At 69.2% G+C, this 18,112-nt stretch carries 17 protein-coding genes; 12 read left to right on the forward strand and 5 right to left on the reverse strand.

Going from position 1 to position 18,112, the window contains the following annotated elements:
- The first annotated feature begins 28 nt into the window (after positions 1-28).
- Positions 29-3,364, forward strand: coding sequence for a glycosyl hydrolase 115 family protein (locus WMF42_RS06675; protein WP_437690949.1), 3,336 nt, complete (start codon positions 29-31; stop codon positions 3,362-3,364).
- Between the two features lie 220 nt (positions 3,365-3,584).
- The gene (gene uxuA / locus WMF42_RS06680; RefSeq protein WP_437690951.1) at positions 3,585-4,643 is read left to right on the forward strand and encodes a mannonate dehydratase; all 1,059 of its coding nucleotides are present in this window, start codon (positions 3,585-3,587) and stop codon (positions 4,641-4,643) included.
- Positions 4,644-4,677: 34 nt separating this feature from the next.
- Here the strand turns inward: uxuA and WMF42_RS06685 are convergent, their stop codons facing one another.
- The gene (locus tag WMF42_RS06685; RefSeq protein ID WP_437690953.1) at positions 4,678-5,880 is read right to left on the reverse strand and encodes a serine hydrolase domain-containing protein; all 1,203 of its coding nucleotides are present in this window, start codon (positions 5,878-5,880) and stop codon (positions 4,678-4,680) included.
- 227 nt (positions 5,881-6,107) lie between these two features.
- Between WMF42_RS06685 and WMF42_RS06690 the strand changes: the two genes are divergently transcribed.
- Positions 6,108-6,614: a winged helix-turn-helix transcriptional regulator gene (locus tag WMF42_RS06690; protein WP_061610389.1), complete on the forward strand. Its 507-nt coding sequence runs from the start codon at positions 6,108-6,110 to the stop codon at positions 6,612-6,614.
- On the opposite strand, the gene WMF42_RS06695 is transcribed toward WMF42_RS06690, so the two are convergent.
- Complete coding sequence (locus tag WMF42_RS06695) at positions 6,575-6,736, reverse strand: hypothetical protein (protein ID WP_437690956.1); 162 nt, start codon at positions 6,734-6,736, stop codon at positions 6,575-6,577. The genes WMF42_RS06690 and WMF42_RS06695 overlap by 40 nt on opposite strands.
- Before the next feature lie 61 nt (positions 6,737-6,797).
- Positions 6,798-7,613: a TetR/AcrR family transcriptional regulator gene (locus WMF42_RS06700; protein WP_081426756.1), complete on the reverse strand. Its 816-nt coding sequence runs from the start codon at positions 7,611-7,613 to the stop codon at positions 6,798-6,800.
- A 423-nt stretch (positions 7,614-8,036) separates the two neighbouring features.
- Here WMF42_RS06700 and WMF42_RS06705 point away from each other — a divergent pair, with 423 nt between their 5' ends.
- The 8 genes from WMF42_RS06705 to WMF42_RS06740 all read left to right on the forward strand — a co-directional run bounded on the left by WMF42_RS06705 (position 8,037) and on the right by WMF42_RS06740 (position 16,451).
- The gene (locus WMF42_RS06705; protein ID WP_437690958.1) at positions 8,037-8,246 is read left to right on the forward strand and encodes a hypothetical protein; all 210 of its coding nucleotides are present in this window, start codon (positions 8,037-8,039) and stop codon (positions 8,244-8,246) included.
- Between the two features lie 145 nt (positions 8,247-8,391).
- Positions 8,392-9,921, forward strand: a complete 1,530-nt coding sequence (locus WMF42_RS06710; protein ID WP_061610387.1) for an amidohydrolase family protein — start codon at positions 8,392-8,394, stop codon at positions 9,919-9,921.
- A gap of 80 nt (positions 9,922-10,001) precedes the next feature.
- Positions 10,002-11,534, forward strand: coding sequence for a hypothetical protein (locus WMF42_RS06715; protein WP_437690959.1), 1,533 nt, complete (start codon positions 10,002-10,004; stop codon positions 11,532-11,534).
- Positions 11,535-11,558: 24 nt separating this feature from the next.
- Positions 11,559-12,641 (forward strand): ABC transporter substrate-binding protein, encoded by a 1,083-nt coding sequence (locus WMF42_RS06720; protein ID WP_437690963.1) that lies wholly within the window; start codon positions 11,559-11,561, stop codon positions 12,639-12,641.
- 69 nt (positions 12,642-12,710) lie between these two features.
- Positions 12,711-13,571 (forward strand): ABC transporter permease, encoded by an 861-nt coding sequence (locus tag WMF42_RS06725; RefSeq protein WP_437690965.1) that lies wholly within the window; start codon positions 12,711-12,713, stop codon positions 13,569-13,571.
- A gap of 29 nt (positions 13,572-13,600) precedes the next feature.
- Entirely contained in the window at positions 13,601-14,383 is a 783-nt protein-coding gene (locus WMF42_RS06730) for an ABC transporter permease (protein ID WP_061609238.1), read from the forward strand.
- Between the two features lie 19 nt (positions 14,384-14,402).
- Entirely contained in the window at positions 14,403-15,158 is a 756-nt protein-coding gene (locus tag WMF42_RS06735) for an ABC transporter ATP-binding protein (RefSeq protein ID WP_061609239.1), read from the forward strand.
- A 129-nt stretch (positions 15,159-15,287) separates the two neighbouring features.
- Positions 15,288-16,451: a sigma-54 interaction domain-containing protein gene (locus WMF42_RS06740; protein ID WP_437694218.1), complete on the forward strand. Its 1,164-nt coding sequence runs from the start codon at positions 15,288-15,290 to the stop codon at positions 16,449-16,451.
- Between the two features lie 64 nt (positions 16,452-16,515).
- Here the strand turns inward: WMF42_RS06740 and WMF42_RS06745 are convergent, their stop codons facing one another.
- Positions 16,516-17,004 carry a hypothetical protein gene (locus WMF42_RS06745; RefSeq protein WP_437690968.1) on the reverse strand — a complete coding sequence of 163 codons (489 nt, stop codon included), beginning with the start codon at positions 17,002-17,004 and terminating at the stop codon, positions 16,516-16,518.
- Between the two features lie 202 nt (positions 17,005-17,206).
- Positions 17,207-17,665, reverse strand: a complete 459-nt coding sequence (locus tag WMF42_RS06750) for a thioredoxin family protein (RefSeq protein ID WP_437690970.1) — start codon at positions 17,663-17,665, stop codon at positions 17,207-17,209.
- A 112-nt stretch (positions 17,666-17,777) separates the two neighbouring features.
- Here WMF42_RS06750 and WMF42_RS06755 point away from each other — a divergent pair, with 112 nt between their 5' ends.
- Positions 17,778-18,035 carry a hypothetical protein gene (locus WMF42_RS06755; RefSeq protein WP_434046088.1) on the forward strand — a complete coding sequence of 86 codons (258 nt, stop codon included), beginning with the start codon at positions 17,778-17,780 and terminating at the stop codon, positions 18,033-18,035.
- Positions 18,036-18,112 lie beyond the last annotated feature (77 nt).

Consider the following 18,112-nt stretch of genomic DNA (forward strand, 5'->3'; position numbering starts at 1 on the left):
GGGTCGGATCGGACCCTCGCTACTCTGCTTGTTACTTCCCCTGTCGCTCGCCACGTTGACCGCCTGCGGGTCGGACGGCGTGAATGGCGCGCCGGGGGAGCCGGGCGAGCAGGGGCCGCCGGGACCGAAGGGCGAGCCGGGGGAGCCGGGGTCGCCGGGAGCGGACGGCGAGCCGGGCGCTCCGGCCGCGGAGGCCACAGGCCCCCAGCCCAAGTACGTTTCGACCGAGGGTGGGGCGGGGCGTTTTCCCCTGGCCGTGGGCGGCAAGGCTGCTCCGCTGGTCGTCAGCTCCGACGATCACGACGGCGTGGTCCGCGTCGTGAGCGATCTCGCGGCGGACATCGAGCGGGTGACCGAGATCAAGCCCGAGATCTTCCAGGACGAGGTCCCGGAGGCGGCGACCGAGGTGGTCCTGATCGGAACGCTGGGCAAGAGCCCGCTCATCGATCGGCTCGAGGCGGACGGGAAGCTCGACGTCTCGGGGGTCACCGGCAAGTGGGAGACCTTCGTCACGCAGATCGTCGATGCCCCGATGGAGGGCGTGGAGCGCGCGCTCGTGATCGCGGGCAGCGACCAGCGCGGCGCCATCTTCGGCGCGTACGATCTCTCCTCGCAGATCGGCGTGTCGCCCGTCTACTGGTGGGACGACGTCCCGCCCCAGAAGAAGCAGGCGCTGTACGTGCTGCCCGGGCTCCATACCCAGGGTGAGCCGGCGGTGAGGTTCCGCGGCTTCTTCGTCAACGACGAGAACCCGGCGACCGGCAACTGGGCGGCCAAGATGTTCGGGCCGGGCAAGGCGCCGGGCTTCCCGGGTGGGCTCAACCACCTTTACTGGGAAAAGATCTTCGAGGCCGCCCTCCGCATGAAGGCGAACTACATCTGGCCGGCCGTGTGGGGCCGGGCGTTCGGCGAGGACGACCCCGAGAACCACAAGACCGCCACGCGCTACGGCATCGTGATGGGCACCTCCCACGAGGCCCCGATGATGCAGGGCATCGAGGAGTGGAATCGCCACGTGGTCCCGGAGGTCAAGGACGCCGCCGGCAACGTCGTCACGCCCAAGACCGATCCGTACGGCGGCACCGGTGACTGGCGCTTCTCGGTGAACGCCGACGCGCTGAAGAAGCACTGGACCAAGGGCATCCAGCGGATGGTCGACCAGAACATCGAGGGCGTCGTCACCCTCGGCATGCGCGGCCCCGGCGACGTCAGCCTGGCGCCGGAGGACGGCATCCCGCTGATGGAGAGCATCATCGCCTCGCAGCGCGAGATCCTCGCCGACGTGACGGGCCAGGACGTGAAGACCATCCCCCAGGTCTGGACGCTGTACAAGGAGATCCAGGGGTACTGGGACGCCGGCATCCGCGTGCCGGACGACGTCACCGTCGTCTGGGCCGACGACAACTGGGGCAACATGAAGCGCCTGCCCAAGCCCGGTGAGCAGCGGGAGGGCGGATACGGCCTCTACTACCACTTCGACTACGTCGGCGGCGGCCGCAACTACAAGTGGGTCGACACCAACCTCCTGCCCAACATCTGGGAGCAGCTCCACCTCGCCTACAGCTACGGCGTGGATCGGCTCTGGGTCGTCAACGTCGGCGACTTCAAGAACGAGGAGCTCCCGCTCCAGTTCTTCCTCGACTACGCCTGGAACCCGGATCGCTGGCCGGTCGAGAAGCTCGGCGAGTGGGAGCAGCAGTGGACCGAGCAGCAGTTCGGCTCGGAGCACTCGGACATCATCGCCGACATCCTGCACAGCTATTCGCTGCTGCAGTCGGATCGCAAGCCGGAGCTGACGAACCGGAAGATCACCGTCGATTACGATGTCCTGTTCAGCCAGCCCTCGACCGACGTGCCGGATCCCGACACCGCCGCCGTCACGTACGACGACAGCGCGAGCCCGTTCAGCCTCACGAACTACCGCGAGCTCGAGAGCGTCGTGGAGGAGTGGGAGGCGCTGGCCACGCAGGCGGAGTTCGTCGCCAACTTCCTGCCGCACGAGGCGAAGGACGCGTATTTCCAGCTCGTGCTCTACCAGGTGAAGGCGACCGCCAACCTGTACGCGCTGCGCCTGGCCGGGTTCAAGAACCGGCTCTACGCGCAGCAGGGGCGCGCCGCCACGAACGACATGGCCGTCCTCGCGGAGGAGCGGCTCCAGGACGATCTGGACCTCTCCTACTACTACAATCACGAGCTCGCCGACGGCAAGTGGGAGGGCTTCCAGACGCAGCCGCACATCGGCTATGGCGCGCCGGGCAACCCGTCCTGGCAGCAGCCCGAGCACCAGTACAACAACATCCAGGAGTTCATCTGGCCCGAGCTCGTGTCGATCAACGTCCCCGCGGGGGCTGAGCTCGGCGTGGCGATCGACGGCTCGAGCAACTACTGGACGGGGGCCGGGGCGGGCGACGAGAGCAGCGAGCTGCCCGTGCTGCCGGCGTTCAGCCCGTACCAGACCCAGCCCGAGCAGTACATCGAGGTGTTCAACCGCGGCAGCGAGCCGCTCGAGTACACGATCGAGGCTGATCTCCCGGTCGCGTGCCCCCAGGGCTGGGCCGCGAACACCGTGTGCCCGCCGTGGCTGACCGTCTACCCGAGCCACGGCACCGTCGACAAGGAGGTGCGCGCGACGGTGAGGGTGGACTGGACGCTCGCTCCGACGACGTACCCCGACCCGACGAACCCGTCGCAGTGGCTGCCCCTCGAGTTCCCGCTCGAGATCCCGATCACGGTCCAGGGCTCGGATGGAAGCTCCGTGGTGGTCACGGCGCGCGTCGAGGACCCGCGGAAGATCGACTGGAAGGCCAACCGCTACATCGAGGCGAACGGCTATGTGTCGATGGAGGCGGAGCACTACAGCCGCGCCGTCAGCACGGAGGACGTCTGGTGGAAGCGGCTCCCGGACATCGGCCGCACCGGCGCGGGCATGACGCCGTTCCCGGTGACGGTGGACCCGCAGGAGCCCGGCGGCGCCTCGCCTCGCCTCGAGTACGACATGCACCTGTTCAGCAGCGGCGAGGTGACGGTCTGGGTGTACGTGTCGCCCAGGAACAACTTCCAGAAGTGGCCCGAGGGGCTGCAGTACGGCGTGTCGATCGACGATGGAGAGATCCAGACGGTCAACACGACCTATGCGATCGACCTCGACGGCAACGGAAACAAGATCTGGGAGCGGCACACCTCGGACAACGCCAACATCATGCGAACGAAGCACACGATCGACAAGCCGGGCGAGCACGTGCTGAAGTTCTGGATGGTCCATCCGGGCGTCATCGTGCAGAAGATCGTGGTGGACGCCGGCGGCGTGCAGGAGAGCTACCTCGGCCCGCCGGAGAGCTACTGGATGGGCAAGGGACTGGAATAGTCGAGAACCCTCCGTAGACGACCAGGGAGCCCGCCGCGCGCCTCGTGCGCGGCGGGCTCCCGTCGTTTGTGCGCCCGGCGGGCGCTGTCTCGAGGGGGCGAGTCCCGTCTCCCGGGGCGGGAGAGAGGCTGAGGCCGGCGGCTGTTTCAGCGAGGAACGGTTGATGCGGCGAGGGGCCGGAGCTACCATCGGGAACACGTCGCCTGAGGAGATCCCAACGATGAAGATGACCTTTCGCTGGTACGGCGAGAACGATCCCGTGCGGCTCGAGTACATCCGCCAGATTCCGGGCATCTACGGCGTCGTCTCGGCGATCTACGATGTGCCGGTGGGCGAGGTGTGGCCGGTCGAGAAGCTGCAGGCGCTCAGGGCGCGCATCGAGGCCGTCGGCCTCAAGTTCGAGGTCGTGGAGAGCGTGCCGGTGCACGAGGACATCAAGCTCGGCAAGCCGACCCGCGACAGGCTGATCGACAATTTCTGCCAGAACATCCGCAACTGCGCCGCCGCGGGCGTGAAGGTGATCTGCTACAACTTCATGCCGGTCTTCGACTGGACCCGCACGGAGATGGCGAAGGAGCTCGCCGACGGCTCGCTGACCCTGGCCTTCGACGCCCAGGCGGTCGCGGAGATCGACCCGGAGCAAGGAATCGCGCTGCCCGGCTGGGACACGAGCTACAGGCCGGAGCAGCTCCGCGCCATCCTCGAAGAGTACAAGAGCATCCGTGAAGAGGCGCTGTGGGAGCACCTGGAGGTCTTCCTCCAGCGCATCATCCCGGTGGCCGAGGAGGTCGGCGTCCGCATGGCCATGCACCCGGACGACCCGCCCCGGCCGATCTTCGGCCTGCCGCGCATCGTCAAGAACCGCGACGACCTGATGCGCCTGGTGAAGACCGTCGACTCCCCGGCCAACGGCATCACGCTGTGCTCCGGCTCGCTGGGCGCCGACCTCTGCAACAGCATCGTGTCGCTCGTGCGCGAGTTCGGCGGCATGGGACGCATTCCGTTTGGCCACCTGCGCAACGTGGCGGTCCAGGAGGACGGCACCTTCTTCGAGTCGGCCCACCTGTCCTGTGAGGGCTCGCTCGACATGGCGGCGATCGTGAAGGCGTACCACGACGTCGGGTTCGACGGCTACGTGCGCCCGGACCACGGCCGCATGATCTGGGGTGAGACAGGCAAGCCGGGGTACGGGCTGTACGACCGCGCGCTGGGCCTCGTCTACCTCAATGGCCTGTGGGAGGCCACGTGCAAGCTCTCATCGAAGGCGGGTGTCGGATGAGGTTGACCGGAGGGGCAGGGTCGCTGCGAGATCCTCACGCCCCCGCGGCGTCGTAGGTCGAGCGCCAGAAGTCCACGAAGACGGGCGGCGCGCTGGGCGAATCCATCAGGCGCTGGGTCATCAGCACGCCGATCACACCCGTCTCCGGATCCCAGTAGCAGGACGTGCCATATCCGCCATCCCAGCCGAGGCCGCGCGGCTCGCCCTGCCTCGACCTCGTGACGATGGATAACGCATACCCCCAGCCGCGGCTCTCCCAGAAGCCGGGGCTGAACGGCGAGATCGCCTTCTGCGCCGGGGGGATGTGGTCGGCGGCCATGAGCTCGACAGAGCGCGCGGAGAGGAGCCGCTTGCCCCCGTGCTCGCCCCTGTTCAGCATCATCCTGGCGAACGCGAGGACGTCGTCCGCTGTCGAGACGAGGCCGCCGGCGGCGGACGGAAAGCCGGGGGCGCGGCTGAACCGGCTCTCGCGGCCGGCGGGATCGAAGACATCGAGCTGCCCTGTTCGAGGGTTGCGCACGTAGCAGACCGGCAGGCGATGGAGCTTGTCCGCGGGCACGGTGAAGCCGGTGTCCTTCATCCCGAGCGGCTCGAAGACGCGCTCGCGCAGGAAGGCCTCCAGCGGCAGGCCGGAGGCCCTGGCGATCAGCGCGCCCAGCACGGTGAGGGACGTGTCGTACATCCATGCCTCGCCCGGGTGGTGCATCAGCGGGAGCGAGCCGAGGTTCTGCAGCCAGGCATCGGGGCTCGGCGCGTCCGGGAGCAGCGGCCCGGCCGCCACGCCCCTGTCCATCATGGCCTGGGCGATGGGATAGTCGCCCGGCGCCATGATCGCGCCGATGCCCATGCGCAGGGTGAGGAGGTCGCTGACAAGGATCGGGCGTCGCGCTGGCTCGGTGTCGTCCACGGGGCCATCCAGCGCCCGCAGGACCCTTCGATTCGCGAGCTCCGGGAGCAGCGAGTCCACCGGCTCATCGAGCCGGAGCGTCCCGTCTTCCACCAGCATCATCGCCGCTGCGCCCGCGATGGGCTTCGTGACCGAGGCGATCCGGAAGAGGGTGTCGCGCTGCACCGGCCCGGCGTCGCCGAAGGCCATCTTGCCGACGGCGTCGGCGTGCGCCTCGCCACCGCGGCTGACAAGCGTGACGACGCCGGGCAGATCGCCCCGCTCCACGTGCGCGGCCATCGCCGCGCGCATCCGCTCCAGCCCCGCCTCGGAAAACCCGCCGTCGCCCATTGCTCGCTCCTCCTCTTCGGGGCGACAGGCGCCCCCCATCCCTGCGGCCACCAGCGCGGCGATCCTCGTCAGCAAGCTGCGTCGATCGGCGCATCCCGATGTCGCGCGCGTGCCTCGAGCCCGCATCACCGCTTCTGATATGAATCTGGTTCCAGTTGCGTTTTGCAACTGGTTGCAGAATAGGATCTTCGGTGCGAGAGTGCAACCAGTTTTCCGAGGAGCCGCTGATGAGCGCCACGTACAGGTCGGGCTGCCCGATCAACCTCTCGCTCGAGGTGTTCGGGGACCGCTGGAGCCTGATCCTCCTGCGCGACATGATGTTCGGCGGCCGCCGCCACTTCCGTGAGCTGCTCACCCTGTCGGAGGAGGGGATCTCCTCCAACATCCTCGCCGATCGCTTGAAGTCGCTCCAGGAGGCGGGGATGATCACGAAGGCCGACGACCCCACCCACAAGCAGAAGGCGGTCTACAGCCTGACGGAGAAGGCGATCGCCCTGGTCCCCATCTTCGCGCACCTGGGCGCCTGGGGTCGCCGGTACATGCCCGTGAGCGAGGAGCTCAGCATTCGCGCGCAGCTCCTGGAGGAAGGAGGTCCGGCCATGTGGGATCAGTTCATGGCCGAGCTGCGCGAGGCCCACCTCGGCGTGCCAGCGCGGCGCGAGGGGCCCACCGTCGGCGAGCGGCTGCAGGCGGCCTACGAGGCGGTCTGCGCGCGCCGCGCGGCGCGGAGGTGACGCGGCCGGAGGGAGATCTCGCCGGCCCACCAGGGGGTCGGCTGCTGCTCGGGGACGCGGACGTCGATCGAGGCGACGCTCTTGATCGGGTCGCCGATCGCGAGCGGCGCGCGCTGGATCACCGTGTGACCGACGTTCGCGACCGAGAGCGCGCCACGCGTGAATCGTGAATGTTGATTCGTCTCAAGTCGTGTTGAGCTGTCGCTCCGAGATCAGGAGCGAGACGGCGTCGAGGATGCGCTCCAGGCCGAAGCGGAAGGCGTGCTCGGGGCTCGACACGCCCTGGTAGGCGTGACCGGCCGATTGCCCGACGCGCGTCGCGACGGGGAACCGCTTCGCGTCGATGACCTTGTCGAGCAGCGGGGCGGTCGCGACCCACCACTCCACGTCCGTCATGCCGCTCTCCTGGAGGGTGCGCTTCGCGTTCGCCAGCGCCCTCGCCGTCCCTTCGACGTGCGTGAGGAGGAGGGTGAGCACCGAATCCATCTCCACGTCAGTGAGGCTGAGGCCGTCGAGCGGCCGCAGCTCGGCCTCGTACTTGAGCGAGACGTTGGGGCCGAGCACAGGGCGCGCCGTGACGATCTCGAGCAGCCACGGGTGCGCCTTGTACAGGTCCCAGTTGCGCTGGGCGATGTACCGGAGCGACTCGCGCCACCCCCCCGGCTGCCGCGACGGCGCGTCCACGTCGTCGTAGAGGTGGCCATAGACGGTGTCGACCATGAGATCGGTCAGCTCGGCCTTGCCGGGGACATGCGTGTAGAGCGACATGGTGCCGACGTTCAGCTGGTCCGCGAGCTGACGCATGGAGACGGCATCCAGCCCTCCCGCGTCGGCGAGCTCGATGGCGGCCGACACGATGGCGCGCACCGTCAGCCCCGACCGACCGGGCTTGCCGTGAGAGCCCCAGAGCAGCGCGAGGGTCCGCGCCGGGTCGGGCGCCCGCGCCTCCACCTCGCGCTGCGCGCGCTTTCTCGCCGGCCTCGCGGGGCTGTTCTTCATCGAGCCGCTCCCGGGCCCGCGAGCTTGACAGCAGCCCTCGGTGTCGTACACCGTACTGAACGCATTACGGAACACCGCATGGTGGAAGTATGTGCGGGATCGGAGCAGCACGTCAATGCAAGACCTCCCCACGCGACGCTCACCCGAGCAGGCCGACGCGCTCTGGGTGCCCGAGGCGGCTGCCTGCTGCTCCAGCAACACCTCCGCAGCACCGCGCCTGCTGCTGGAGCAGCAGGGGGAGCGTCCGGTATAGCGGATCTCCGTCTTGCACAGCGGACATAAGCCTGGTACGCGCCGTGCAGAGCGCCAAGGGAGCAACGTTCGTCGATTTGCTCTGCTGACAGGGTCCGCGGCGCCTGCCGCTGCGAGGGCCTGGTCCGCGCAGTGCAACGCGTCAGGGCGACAGCTCACCTGAAGGCCGCCATGAAAACTCCAGTGGTCGCGCTCGCCGCGATTTCACTCGTCCTTACCAGCACGACCATGACGAACGCCCACGCGGGCGATCCTGCCGTCATGCCGCTCGGCGCTGCCGCGTGCGACGCGCCGGCGCGCCGCACGCCCCGCCAGCGCGGCGCGGACGTCGAGCCCTGGACTGCCACGCGCTGTCCGAGCGCCGCGCTCGCGGCGCTCTAGCTCGAAGGCCTCTCACGATTTCAGGACAGAGCGGTCGCGCCCTCCAGCATGGAGCGGCGCGCGCCGCCCGAGCCGCCCTCGATCGCGGGCGCGCAGCGCCGCTGCGGCTGCCCGAGCCCGCGACAGAACCATGGAGACATCATCAATGAGCATCTCATCCTCTCACCTCTCGCTGAAAGACGGCAAGAAGACCTCTCGCTCGCGGGCGGTGCGCGACAAGCTGGATTACCCGGTCATCGACACCGATCTGCACACGATCGAGTTCGCCCCGATCCTCGAGGACTACATCGCGAAGTACGGCGGCGCGAAGTACGTCGACGAGTTCCGCCAGGCGATCAACCGGGGTTTCGGTTACCTGAGCAACGAGTGGTACGAGCTCACGCCCGAGCAGCGCGCCGCGCAGCGCTCGGTGCGGCCGCCGTGGTGGGCCCTGCCGACAAAGAACACCCTCGATCTCGCCACTGTGTCGCTGCCCAGGCTGCTGCACGAGCGGCTCGGCGAGTCGGGGACCGATTATGCGGTCCTGTTCCCGAACGTCTCCACGTTCGCCACCCACGTCGGCAAGGAGGATCTGCGCAGGGTGCTCATCCGCGCGGTCAACGCCTATCACGCCGACGCGTACCGGCCGTACGCCGACCGCCTCACGCCCGTCGCCGCCATTCCGCTGCACACGCCGGAGGAGGGGGTCGAGGAGCTCGAGTTCGCCGTGCGCGAGCTCGGCCTGAAGGTCGCGCTCATCCCGGGCAACCTCCGGCGGCCCATCCGGTCGGTGGCCGAGAAGTACCCGTCCCGCCACCACCCGGACGTCGCGCGGCACGCGAACTGGCTCGACACGTTCGGCGTGGACAGCGAATACAACTACGACCCTTTCTGGGCCAAGGCGGTCGAGCTCAAGACGGTGCTGACCACCCACTCTGCCGGGATGGGGTGGACGAGCCGCAGCTCGGTGTCGAGCTACATGTACAACCACATCGGCCACTTCGCCTCCGCCTCCGAGGCGCTCGCGAAGTCGCTCTTCTTCAGCGGCGTGACCCGGCGGTTCCCCGACCTCCGCGTCGGCTTCCTCGAGGGGGGGGCGGCGTGGGGCGCGACGCTGTTCGCGGATCTCGTCGGCCACTGGGAGAAGCGCAACGGCAAGGCCGTCCAGAACTACAACCCTGACCTCATCGACGCGAAGCTGCTCTACGCGCTCTACCAGCAGTACGGCGGCCAGGAGGTCGAGGCGCGGCTCGGCGACATCCACGCCGTCCTCGGCGGGGCGCTCGGCGTGTCGAACAACTCGCGGCGCCAGCCGCAGGACCCGGGCGCGCTCGACGACTTCGCGGCGGCGGGCATCGAGCGGATCGAGGACATCCGCGACCGGTACGTGCCGAACTTCTACTTCGGCTCGGAGGCGGACGACCCGACCATCGCCTACGCGTTCAACACGAAGGTCAACCCGCTCGGCGTGCAGCTCAACGCCTTCTGGGCGTCGGACAGCGGCCACTGGGACGTGCCGGATCTGACCGAGGTCCTCGCGGACACGTGGAGCCTCGTCGAGCGGGGGGCGCTCACGGAGGCGAACTTCCGCGACCTCGTGTTCACCCATCCTTACAACTTCTTCGCCGGCAAGAACCCCGGCTTCTTCGCGGGAACCGCGGTCGAGCAGAAGCTGCCGAAGAGCAAGGCTGCCTGACGGACAAGCGCCGCGCGGGGCCGACGAGAGCGGCCCCGCGCGGCGGTGATTTCGAGAAAACGAACCTCCTGGATCCATTCATGCGTTTGCTTGACCGTTCAAGAACAGCCATCCCCACGATCCTCGCGACGACCGTCGTCCTTTGCGTGAGCCACGCGAGCGCGCAGAACCAGCCCGGAGGAGCCCAGGGGGAGCGCCCCGCGCCCGCCGGCGCGGCCCCGGCCCCTGCTGCGCCCGCCGGCGCGGCCCCGGCCCCTGCCGGCGCGGCGCCGGCCACCACGCCAGGCACCGCGGCTGCCGGGCCGGCGGCCCCGGACGCCGGCCCGGGCGTGCCGTCGCCCGTCACCTCGCCCGCGGGGAACCCGGCAGCCGAGGCCTTCGTCGAGCCCGACCCCAACGCCGTCACGCGCGACGATCTGCAGGGGCTGGTCACCGATCTCGAGAACTTCAAGTTCCAGTGGCAGCGCGAGCGCGATCTCCACACCGCCATCTCGACCCGCTCTCTGCTCATCGGCGGCGTCATCCAGACGCGCATCGGATGGACGGAGCAGCCGGTGAACACGGCGACGTCGAACGACCGCAAGGTGACGTTCGACACGGGCGCCGCGCTCCTGTCGTTCAACGGCATCCTCTACAAGGACTACGAGGAAGGGCGCAACCTCACCTACTCGCTGCGCTTCGGCGCCTCGCCCCAGCAGGCGAGCAACAACAGCTTCCTCAACCTGCTGGACGCCCAGCTCTCGTACTCCGTGCTCCCCACCCTCGCCCCCGAGGACTGGGTCCTGCAAATCACCCTCGGCCAGCAGCTCTTGCCGTTCGGGCTCGAGGTCCCGGCGAGCGAGGAGCTCAAGCCGGTGATCACCAACGCCCAGTTCACGACGAAGCTCGGGCTGAACCGGCGCGAGCTCGGGCTCATCGTCCGGGGCGACGTGCTGCCGCAGGTGGACTATGGCTACAACTACCGCGCGCCCGTCCTCGCGTACGCGGTGGGGCTCGTGAACGGCAGCGGGCCGAACTCGCCCGACGACAACAGCGAGAAGGACATCATCGGTCGCCTGGCGTTCACCGTCCCCTCCGACTACAACTCCCTCCTGCGGCAGATCACGCTCGGCGGGAGCGTGTACATCGGCTGGCAGAACACGTTCCTCAAGGACGAGAAGAAGACGCTGTCCGGGAAGGGCGCCAAGCGCCGCTACGGCGGCGATATCTACTACAACCACTACCCGATCGGCCTCACCTACGAGTTCATCTACGGTCAGGACGACGTGACGCTCGGGGCCACGCCGGAAGACCCGCAGAAGACGAGGCTCTCGAGCCTGTCGCACGTGGCCACCGTCTTCTACAACTGGGGCGAGCAGTTCCTGAGGGGCTATCGCAACCAGGGCCGATACGACGACTGGTGGCCGAAGACCTACCAGCCGTTCATCCGGGTCGACCTCTTCGATCCGAGCACCGAGGTGCTGGAGAACCGGGTCGACGTCTACACGCTCGGCTTCAACCTCTTCTTCGCGGAGACGACGAAGTTCCAGCTCAACCTCAACCGTCGCGACGACCGCACGAACACGCAAGGCGCCCAGCACGAGCTGCTCGCCCAGCTCCAGGGCGGCTTCTAGAGAAACGAATCGAGAGAGAAAACCATGAGACGCGCTCTTGTCATCCTGCAGATATTCATCGCGGCGATCTTGACCTTGTCCTCGCATGTGGCGCGGGCGGACGCGCCGACCGTCATCCGGGTGGCGTTCGCCGGGGTGGGGATCGGCAACCGGCCCTTCGTGGGCGGCAGCAGCCTCAGCGTTGTGCACGCGCGCGGGCTCCTCGAGGAGGAGTTCAAGAAGGACAACATCAAGATCCAGTGGTCCTTCTTCAAGGGCGCTGGCCCCGCCGTCAACGAGGCGTACGCGAACGGCCTCCTCGATTTCGCGCTCCAGGGAGACCTGCCGTCGAGCATCGGCAGGGCAGGGGGGCTCAAGACGAAGCTCCTCGCCGGGGTGTCGACGCGCCAGCACACCTACCTGGCCGTCCCCTCGGACTCCTCGATCGCGTCGCTCGCGGACCTCAAGGGGAAGAAGGTCGCCCTCTTCAAGGGCACCAACCTCCAGCTCGCCGTCAACAAGATCCTCGCCGGGAGCGGGCTGTCCGAGCGCGACCTCCGGATCCTCAATATGGATAGCGCGACCGCCAAGGCGGCGCTCGCCACCCGGGACATCGACGCGGCGTTCGGCGGGTCCGACCTTTACACGCTCCAGGACCAGGGGATCGCGAAGATCGTCTACTCGACGAAGAACGACTCGCCGACGTACCTGCGCCACGCCCACCTGATCGTCACCGAGGACTTCGCGAACAAGTACCCGGACATCACCAGGCGCGTCGTCAAGGTCGTCGTGCAGGCCGCCCACTGGATCGCGCAGAACGAGGCCAACCCGGCGCCCATCTACCAGCTCTGGTCCAAGTCGGGCGTGCCGTACTCGAACTACAAGGCCGACCAGGCGGGCGAATCGCTGAAGGTGCGCGCGAGCCCGCTGTTCGATGAGTACCTGATCTCCCGCTACAAGGCGGCGGTCGCCGACGCGAAGCGCTTCGGCCTCATCAGGAACACGTTCGACGTCGACTCCTGGATCGACCTCCGGTTCCTGAACGCGGCGCTCAAGGAGCTGAGCCTCGAGGGCTACTGGCCCGAGTTCGACGCGAACGGGAAGGTCAAGCACCCCGGCAGGCAATGAGGGCGGCGCGCGGCGGCGTCCGCGCCGCGCGCGGGCAGGGCGGCCGACCACGACAGAAAGGCAATGAAGATGACGCAGCAGGGAATCCAAGAAAGCCAGACCCAGGCCGCCTACGAGCTCGCGGCGCCCCAGGTGGCGCTGCCCGCGGGCGGCGCCGCGCCGCTCCTGTCGCGGCGGGTGGGCAACGTCGCCGTGGGGCTCATCTTCCCGGCGGCGCTCCTCCTCGCGTGGGGCTACGCCTCGCAGCGCGAGCTGATCCCGCCGCAGATCCTGCCGGCGCCGGGGCTGGTCGTGCAGACGCTGACCGAGCTCGCCAGCTCGGGAGATCTGCACTCGAACATCGCCATCAGCCTCGGGCGCGTCTTCGGCGGCTTCGCCCTCGGCGGCGCGGCCGGCCTGGTGCTCGGCGTTGCCATGGGCCTCTCGCGGCGGATCGAGGACTACGTTCACCCGCTCTTCCGGGCGCTCGCGCAGGTGCCCGTCCTCGCGTGGCTGCCGCTGTTCATGATGGTGGTGGGCATCGGCGAGCCGCTCAAGCTGATCCTCATCGCGCAGGCGAGCCTCATCCCGGTGGCGCTGAACACGCTCCAGGGCATCAAGAACGTCCCCCGCTCGTACATCGAGGTCGCGCGGGTCTTCCGGTTCAGCAACGTCCAGCTCCTCCGCAAGGTCGTGCTCCCCTCGGCCGTCCCCTCGATCGCCGTCGGGATCCGCTATGGGCTCACGCAAGCGTGGCTGTCGCTCGTCACGGTCGAGCTCCTGGCGTCCTCCGAGGGCGTCGGGTTCCTGATCGTCTGGGGCCGGCAGCTCTTCCAGCTCGACGTGGTGCTCGCGGCGATCCTCGTCGTGGGGATCCTCGGGCTCGCGCTCGACAAGGGGCTCGAGACGATCGAGGCCCGCCTCCTCCGCTGGCGGCGCGCCGCGCTCTGACCTCCCGCACCTCGACAGGAACAACAACGATGAGCGCCATCACCCATGCACTGACAGCGCCGCGGCTCCGGCGCGGCCTTGTCCTGCCCATCTTCCTCGTCGTCGCGTGGATCGTTGTCTGCCGCTACGAGCTCGCCAACACCCGCATCCTCGTCCCGCCGCTCGCCGTCTGGGAGGCGGCGAGAGGGCTGCACGAGAGCGGGGAGCTCTGGGGCCACCTCCGGGCCAGCCTGCTCCGGGACCTGCTCGGGCTCTCGCTCGGCGTCGCGGCGGGCACGGCCGTCGGCGGCCTCCTCGCCCTCTCGCGCGTCGCCGACCGGCTGCTGTCGCCGAGCTTCCACGCCGCGAAGCAGGTCGCGCTGTTCGCGTGGATCCCGCTCATGTCGGTGTGGCTCGGCGTCGGCGAGGAGGCGAAGGTCGCGTTCATCGCGCTCTCCGCCTTCTACCCGGTCGTCGTGAACACCCATGAAGGCGTGCGGAGCGTCGCCGTCGAGCACCTCGAGGTGGCGCGCGTCCTCCGCTTCTCGCGGTGGCAGGTGCTGCGCAAGGTCGTCCTGCCGTCGGCCGCGCCGTCGCTCTTCGCCGGCGTCCATCAGGGGCTCATCTACGCGTGGCTCGGCACGATCGGGGCCGAGTACCTGCTCGAGCCCGCCCCCGGCGTCGGCAGCCTGATGGTCGACGGGCGCGAGCGCTTCGCCATGGATGTCGTGCTTGTCGGGCTGATCGTGTCCGGCCTCGTGGGCTTCGGCCTGAACGCGCTGGCTACGGCCGCGGAGGAGCGCCTGCTGCGATGGCGCGTCCGCGGCGTGTGAAACGTTGGAAGGAGAGATCATGAGCTCGCCCGGAGTCATCAACATTCGCGATGTCAGCAAGAAGTACGTGGTCAAGGACGAGTCCCTGCAGGTACTCCAGGGCATCGGCCTGACCGTTCACCCCGGCGAGTTCATCAGCGTCGTGGGCACGAGCGGTTGCGGCAAGTCGACGCTCCTCCGGCTCCTCGTCGGGCTGGACAGCGATTACCAGGGCGACATCCTCGTCGGCGGCGCGCGCGTCGAGGGGACGAGCCTCGACCGGGGGATCGTCTTCCAGGAGCACCGGCTCTTCCCCTGGCTCACCATCGAGCAGAACGTCGCGCTCGGCCTCGAGAACTCGACGTGGACAGAGGCGGAGAAGACCCGCGCTGTCGACGATCACCTCGAGCTCGTCGGCCTGTCGGCGTTCAAGCGGGTCTACCCGCACCAGCTCTCCGGCGGGATGGCGCAGCGGGCGGCGATCGCGCGCGGGCTGGTCAACCGGCCTGGCATCCTGCTCCTCGACGAGCCGTTCGGCGCGCTCGACGCGCTGACCCGCACGAAGCTGCAGCAGGAGCTCCAGCGCATCTGGCAGGCGGAGCAGATCACGATGATCCTCGTCACGCACGACGTCGAGGAGGCCGTGTTCCTGGGCGACAGGGTCGTCGTGCTCGAGCCGCGGCCCGGGCGGATCAAGCGCATCGTCCCCGTCGATGTGCCGCGCCCCCGGTCCCGCACCGATCACGACATCAAGGTGCTCACCGACGAGGTCCGCGGCTACCTCCTCGAGGCGTAGCGCGCCGCGCGGCTCCGGGGGGGCGGGGCCGCCCCGACGCGTCGCCCGCAGAAGATCCTGGCGCACGTCCACGGTGTCCGTTATAATGGACAAACCATCCGCTATCATGGTGAGTGACGCCCGATGACGATGCCCTTGCTCACGCTTCCCAACCCTGGCGCGCTGGCTCTCTCTGTGCGGGCCAAGGCGCTTGTCTTCGAGGATCCCCGGTCGCAGGCGATCCTCGATCGGATCCGGCAGCTCTCGCCGAGCGACGCGACGCTGCTCGTGACGGGGGAGACCGGCACGGGCAAGGAGCTTGTCGCGCGCCACATCCATGCGCTGAGCCATCGTCGGGGGCGGCCGTTCGTGGCGGTCAACTGCGGCGCCTGGTCGGAGTCGCTGGTCGAGAGCGAGCTGTTCGGCCACGAGAAGGGCGCCTTCACCGGCGCGACGACCGCGAAGGCCGGGTGGTTCGAGGCCGCGGACGGCGGCACGCTGTTCCTCGACGAGATCGGGGATCTCTCGTTGCCGCTCCAGGTGAAGCTGCTCCGCGTGCTGCAGGAGCGCGAGGTGGTGCGGCTCGGATCGCGCCAGCCGATCCCGATCGACGTGCGGCTCATCGCGGCGACCAACGTGGACCTGGAGGAGGCGGTGACCGCGCGGAAGTTCCGCGAGGACCTTTTCTACAGGCTCAACGTGGCGACGCTGGCGCTCCCGCCGCTGCGCGAGCGGCCGGGCGACATCCTCCCGCTGGCGCGCTACTTCCTCGAGCTTTACGCGCACCGGCTCGGCTCGGGGCCGGCCGCGCTCACGACGGAGGCGGTGGGGCGGCTCCTGGAGCACCCGTGGCCCGGGAACATCCGGGAGCTCGAGAACGCCATGCACCACGCGCTCCTGGTCTGCAAAGGCCATCAGATCGCCGTGGCGGATCTGCGGCTCACGGCGCTCCAGCCGAAGGCGGCGACGAGCCCGCCTCCTTCGGAGAGGGGGTTCGACAGGGGGGCGGCGGACGTCGCGTCCCAGGTCAAGGCGACGTCGCTGGAGGGCGCGTTGCTCGCGCTGTTCGAGCAGAACCTGCCGAACCTGCACGAGCAGATCGAGGAGACGATCATCCGGACGGCGTACCGGTATTGCGATCGCAATCAGCTCCAGACGGCGCGGCTGCTCGGCATCAGCAGGAACATCGTGCGCGCCCGGCTCGCGCAGTTCGGCGAGCTGGCGCGCTACCGCGCGGCGCGCGGCGGGGCGGCCGCCGCTGTGTTCGGGCGGGGGGAGCCGGTCGGGTCGTCGCGCGTCCCGGGAGCGAGCTGAGGGGGCGCGCCGGCGGGGCTGCGCCGGGCTGGGCGCCGCGGCGGTGAGGCCGGCGCGGCGCGGCTCAGGAGCGCGACGCGGGGGCCGGCCGGGGGCGACCCGGCGCGCGGGGGCGAGCCCTCGCGCCCGCGGTCCTCGTCGCCCCGAGGGCCTCGCGGATGGTCGTGGCCGTGGCGGCGCGCGCGATCCAGCGGTCGAGCTTCGCTGCGTCGGCGCAGGCGCGGATGCGCGCCTCGTCGTCCTGCGAGGGCGAGAGGCCGCGCGCCCGCAGCAGCGTGAGCAGCGCGTCTTGCCGACCCCTGGCCTCGCCCTCTGCCCGACCCCTGGCCTCGCCCTCTGCCCGACCCTTCTTCCGCCCCTGTGCTTCGAGGAAGAGGCGCAGCTTCCTGGCGGCCGGTGTTTCCGGGATCTTGTCGGGGTTCATCGAGGCCTCCCTGAGGAGCTCCAGCATCCGCTCGCTGAGCACGGAAAGGATCGCACGCTGCTGGGCCCGTCGCAACGCGCGCGGTAGCCGCTCGGTCAGCTCGAACGCCCGCATGTGTCCAATGGTCATGCGGAATTCGAAATGAGCGAATTGGCCTGCTAGTAATCGATCATGGGTTCACCGTGGCACCGTGCCCGCCGGCGGTGCAATTGAATGCAAGGACGCCCGTCCCGGTGAGGGCGCCAGCGCTGTCGACCCGACGTCGCGTGCAGGTGTGGCGTGTCGCCCCGTCTCACGACGCCCGCCGTTCCGTCGCGGTCCGCGGCGCGGCTCAGGCGTGGCTTGCGCGCGTCTGGGGCTGTCCGGAATGGCTCGCGATCCAGCGCTCCAGATCGGCGCGCGATGCCACGCCGCTGCGGCGGTCGAGCTCTCGTCCGCCGTGGAAGAGCACGAATGTCGGCACCCCCTGGATGCGCCGGCGCCCGGCCTCCGCCGGCTCGGCGTCCGTGTCGAGCTTCAGGACCAGCACCTTGCCCGCATTCCTGCGGCCGAGCTCGTCGAGGATCGGCGCCGCGACCCGGCACGGGCCGCACCAGGTGGCCCAGTAGTCGACGAGGACGGGGACGGGCGCGCTCGCGATCGCCTGCTCCAGCGCGGCCCCGTCCACGGATTGCGGGACGCCCGTCGTGTCGAGAGCATCCTTGCAGCGGCCGCAGAGGGGTCGATCCTTGACCCGCTGGTCCGCGACCCGGTTGATGGATCCGCAGCGGCCGCAACGGTAGATAGCCATGCTCCTTCTCCTTGGCGTCGCCGCGTGCCGCGGCATCGCGAAGATCTTGGACCCGGCGCCCGTCTTGGCAACGGGGGCTTTACAGTCAGCGATCGGGCTCCAGGGTCAAACCATGGAACCCACGAAAGAGCACGCAGGACCGAGCGAACAGGCTGAGCGGCAGATCGGCGGCGAGCAGCAGGAGCCGGGTGCGCCGACGCGGCAGTTGAACGACGAGACCACGCAGAGCTCGAGCGACGTCGAGCAGATCGCCCGACAGCAGGGCGCGTCGCAGCGGGGATACACGGCAGACGGACCGCAGAACGATCGGCCGGCGCAGTTCGATCCGGAGCACCCGGGCGGGCGCCCCGAGGGCGATCCGCGCCGCTGAAGGCGGGATGAAGGGCGGGCGCCGGGGGCCACCGCGGCAGGGGAAAGCGCGCGGGGCGCGCGCGTGGTGTCAGGTGA

It is taken from the genome of Sorangium sp. So ce176 (assembly GCF_051519835.1).
In the GTDB taxonomy this organism is placed as follows: Bacteria; Myxococcota_A; Polyangia; order Polyangiales; family Polyangiaceae; genus Sorangium; species Sorangium cellulosum_G.

What these genes read in the sequence shown, in the direction of transcription:
- uxuA (WP_437690951.1), top strand. Translation starts at nt 3,585, where the DNA reads ATGAAGATGACCTTTCGCTGGTACGGCGAGAACGATCCCGTGCGGCTC.
- WMF42_RS06685 (WP_437690953.1), bottom strand. Translation starts at nt 5,880, where the DNA reads ATGGGCGACGGCGGGTTTTCCGAGGCGGGGCTGGAGCGGATGCGCGCG.
- WMF42_RS06690 (WP_061610389.1), top strand. Translation starts at nt 6,108, where the DNA reads ATGAGCGCCACGTACAGGTCGGGCTGCCCGATCAACCTCTCGCTCGAG.
- WMF42_RS06700 (WP_081426756.1), bottom strand. Translation starts at nt 7,613, where the DNA reads ATGAAGAACAGCCCCGCGAGGCCGGCGAGAAAGCGCGCGCAGCGCGAG.
- WMF42_RS06705 (WP_437690958.1), top strand. Translation starts at nt 8,037, where the DNA reads ATGAAAACTCCAGTGGTCGCGCTCGCCGCGATTTCACTCGTCCTTACC.
- WMF42_RS06710 (WP_061610387.1), top strand. Translation starts at nt 8,392, where the DNA reads ATGAGCATCTCATCCTCTCACCTCTCGCTGAAAGACGGCAAGAAGACC.
- WMF42_RS06715 (WP_437690959.1), top strand. Translation starts at nt 10,002, where the DNA reads ATGCGTTTGCTTGACCGTTCAAGAACAGCCATCCCCACGATCCTCGCG.
- WMF42_RS06720 (WP_437690963.1), top strand. Translation starts at nt 11,559, where the DNA reads ATGAGACGCGCTCTTGTCATCCTGCAGATATTCATCGCGGCGATCTTG.
- WMF42_RS06725 (WP_437690965.1), top strand. Translation starts at nt 12,711, where the DNA reads ATGACGCAGCAGGGAATCCAAGAAAGCCAGACCCAGGCCGCCTACGAG.
- WMF42_RS06730 (WP_061609238.1), top strand. Translation starts at nt 13,601, where the DNA reads ATGAGCGCCATCACCCATGCACTGACAGCGCCGCGGCTCCGGCGCGGC.
- WMF42_RS06735 (WP_061609239.1), top strand. Translation starts at nt 14,403, where the DNA reads ATGAGCTCGCCCGGAGTCATCAACATTCGCGATGTCAGCAAGAAGTAC.
- WMF42_RS06740 (WP_437694218.1), top strand. Translation starts at nt 15,288, where the DNA reads ATGCCCTTGCTCACGCTTCCCAACCCTGGCGCGCTGGCTCTCTCTGTG.
- WMF42_RS06745 (WP_437690968.1), bottom strand. Translation starts at nt 17,004, where the DNA reads ATGACCATTGGACACATGCGGGCGTTCGAGCTGACCGAGCGGCTACCG.
- WMF42_RS06750 (WP_437690970.1), bottom strand. Translation starts at nt 17,665, where the DNA reads ATGGCTATCTACCGTTGCGGCCGCTGCGGATCCATCAACCGGGTCGCG.
- WMF42_RS06755 (WP_434046088.1), top strand. Translation starts at nt 17,778, where the DNA reads ATGGAACCCACGAAAGAGCACGCAGGACCGAGCGAACAGGCTGAGCGG.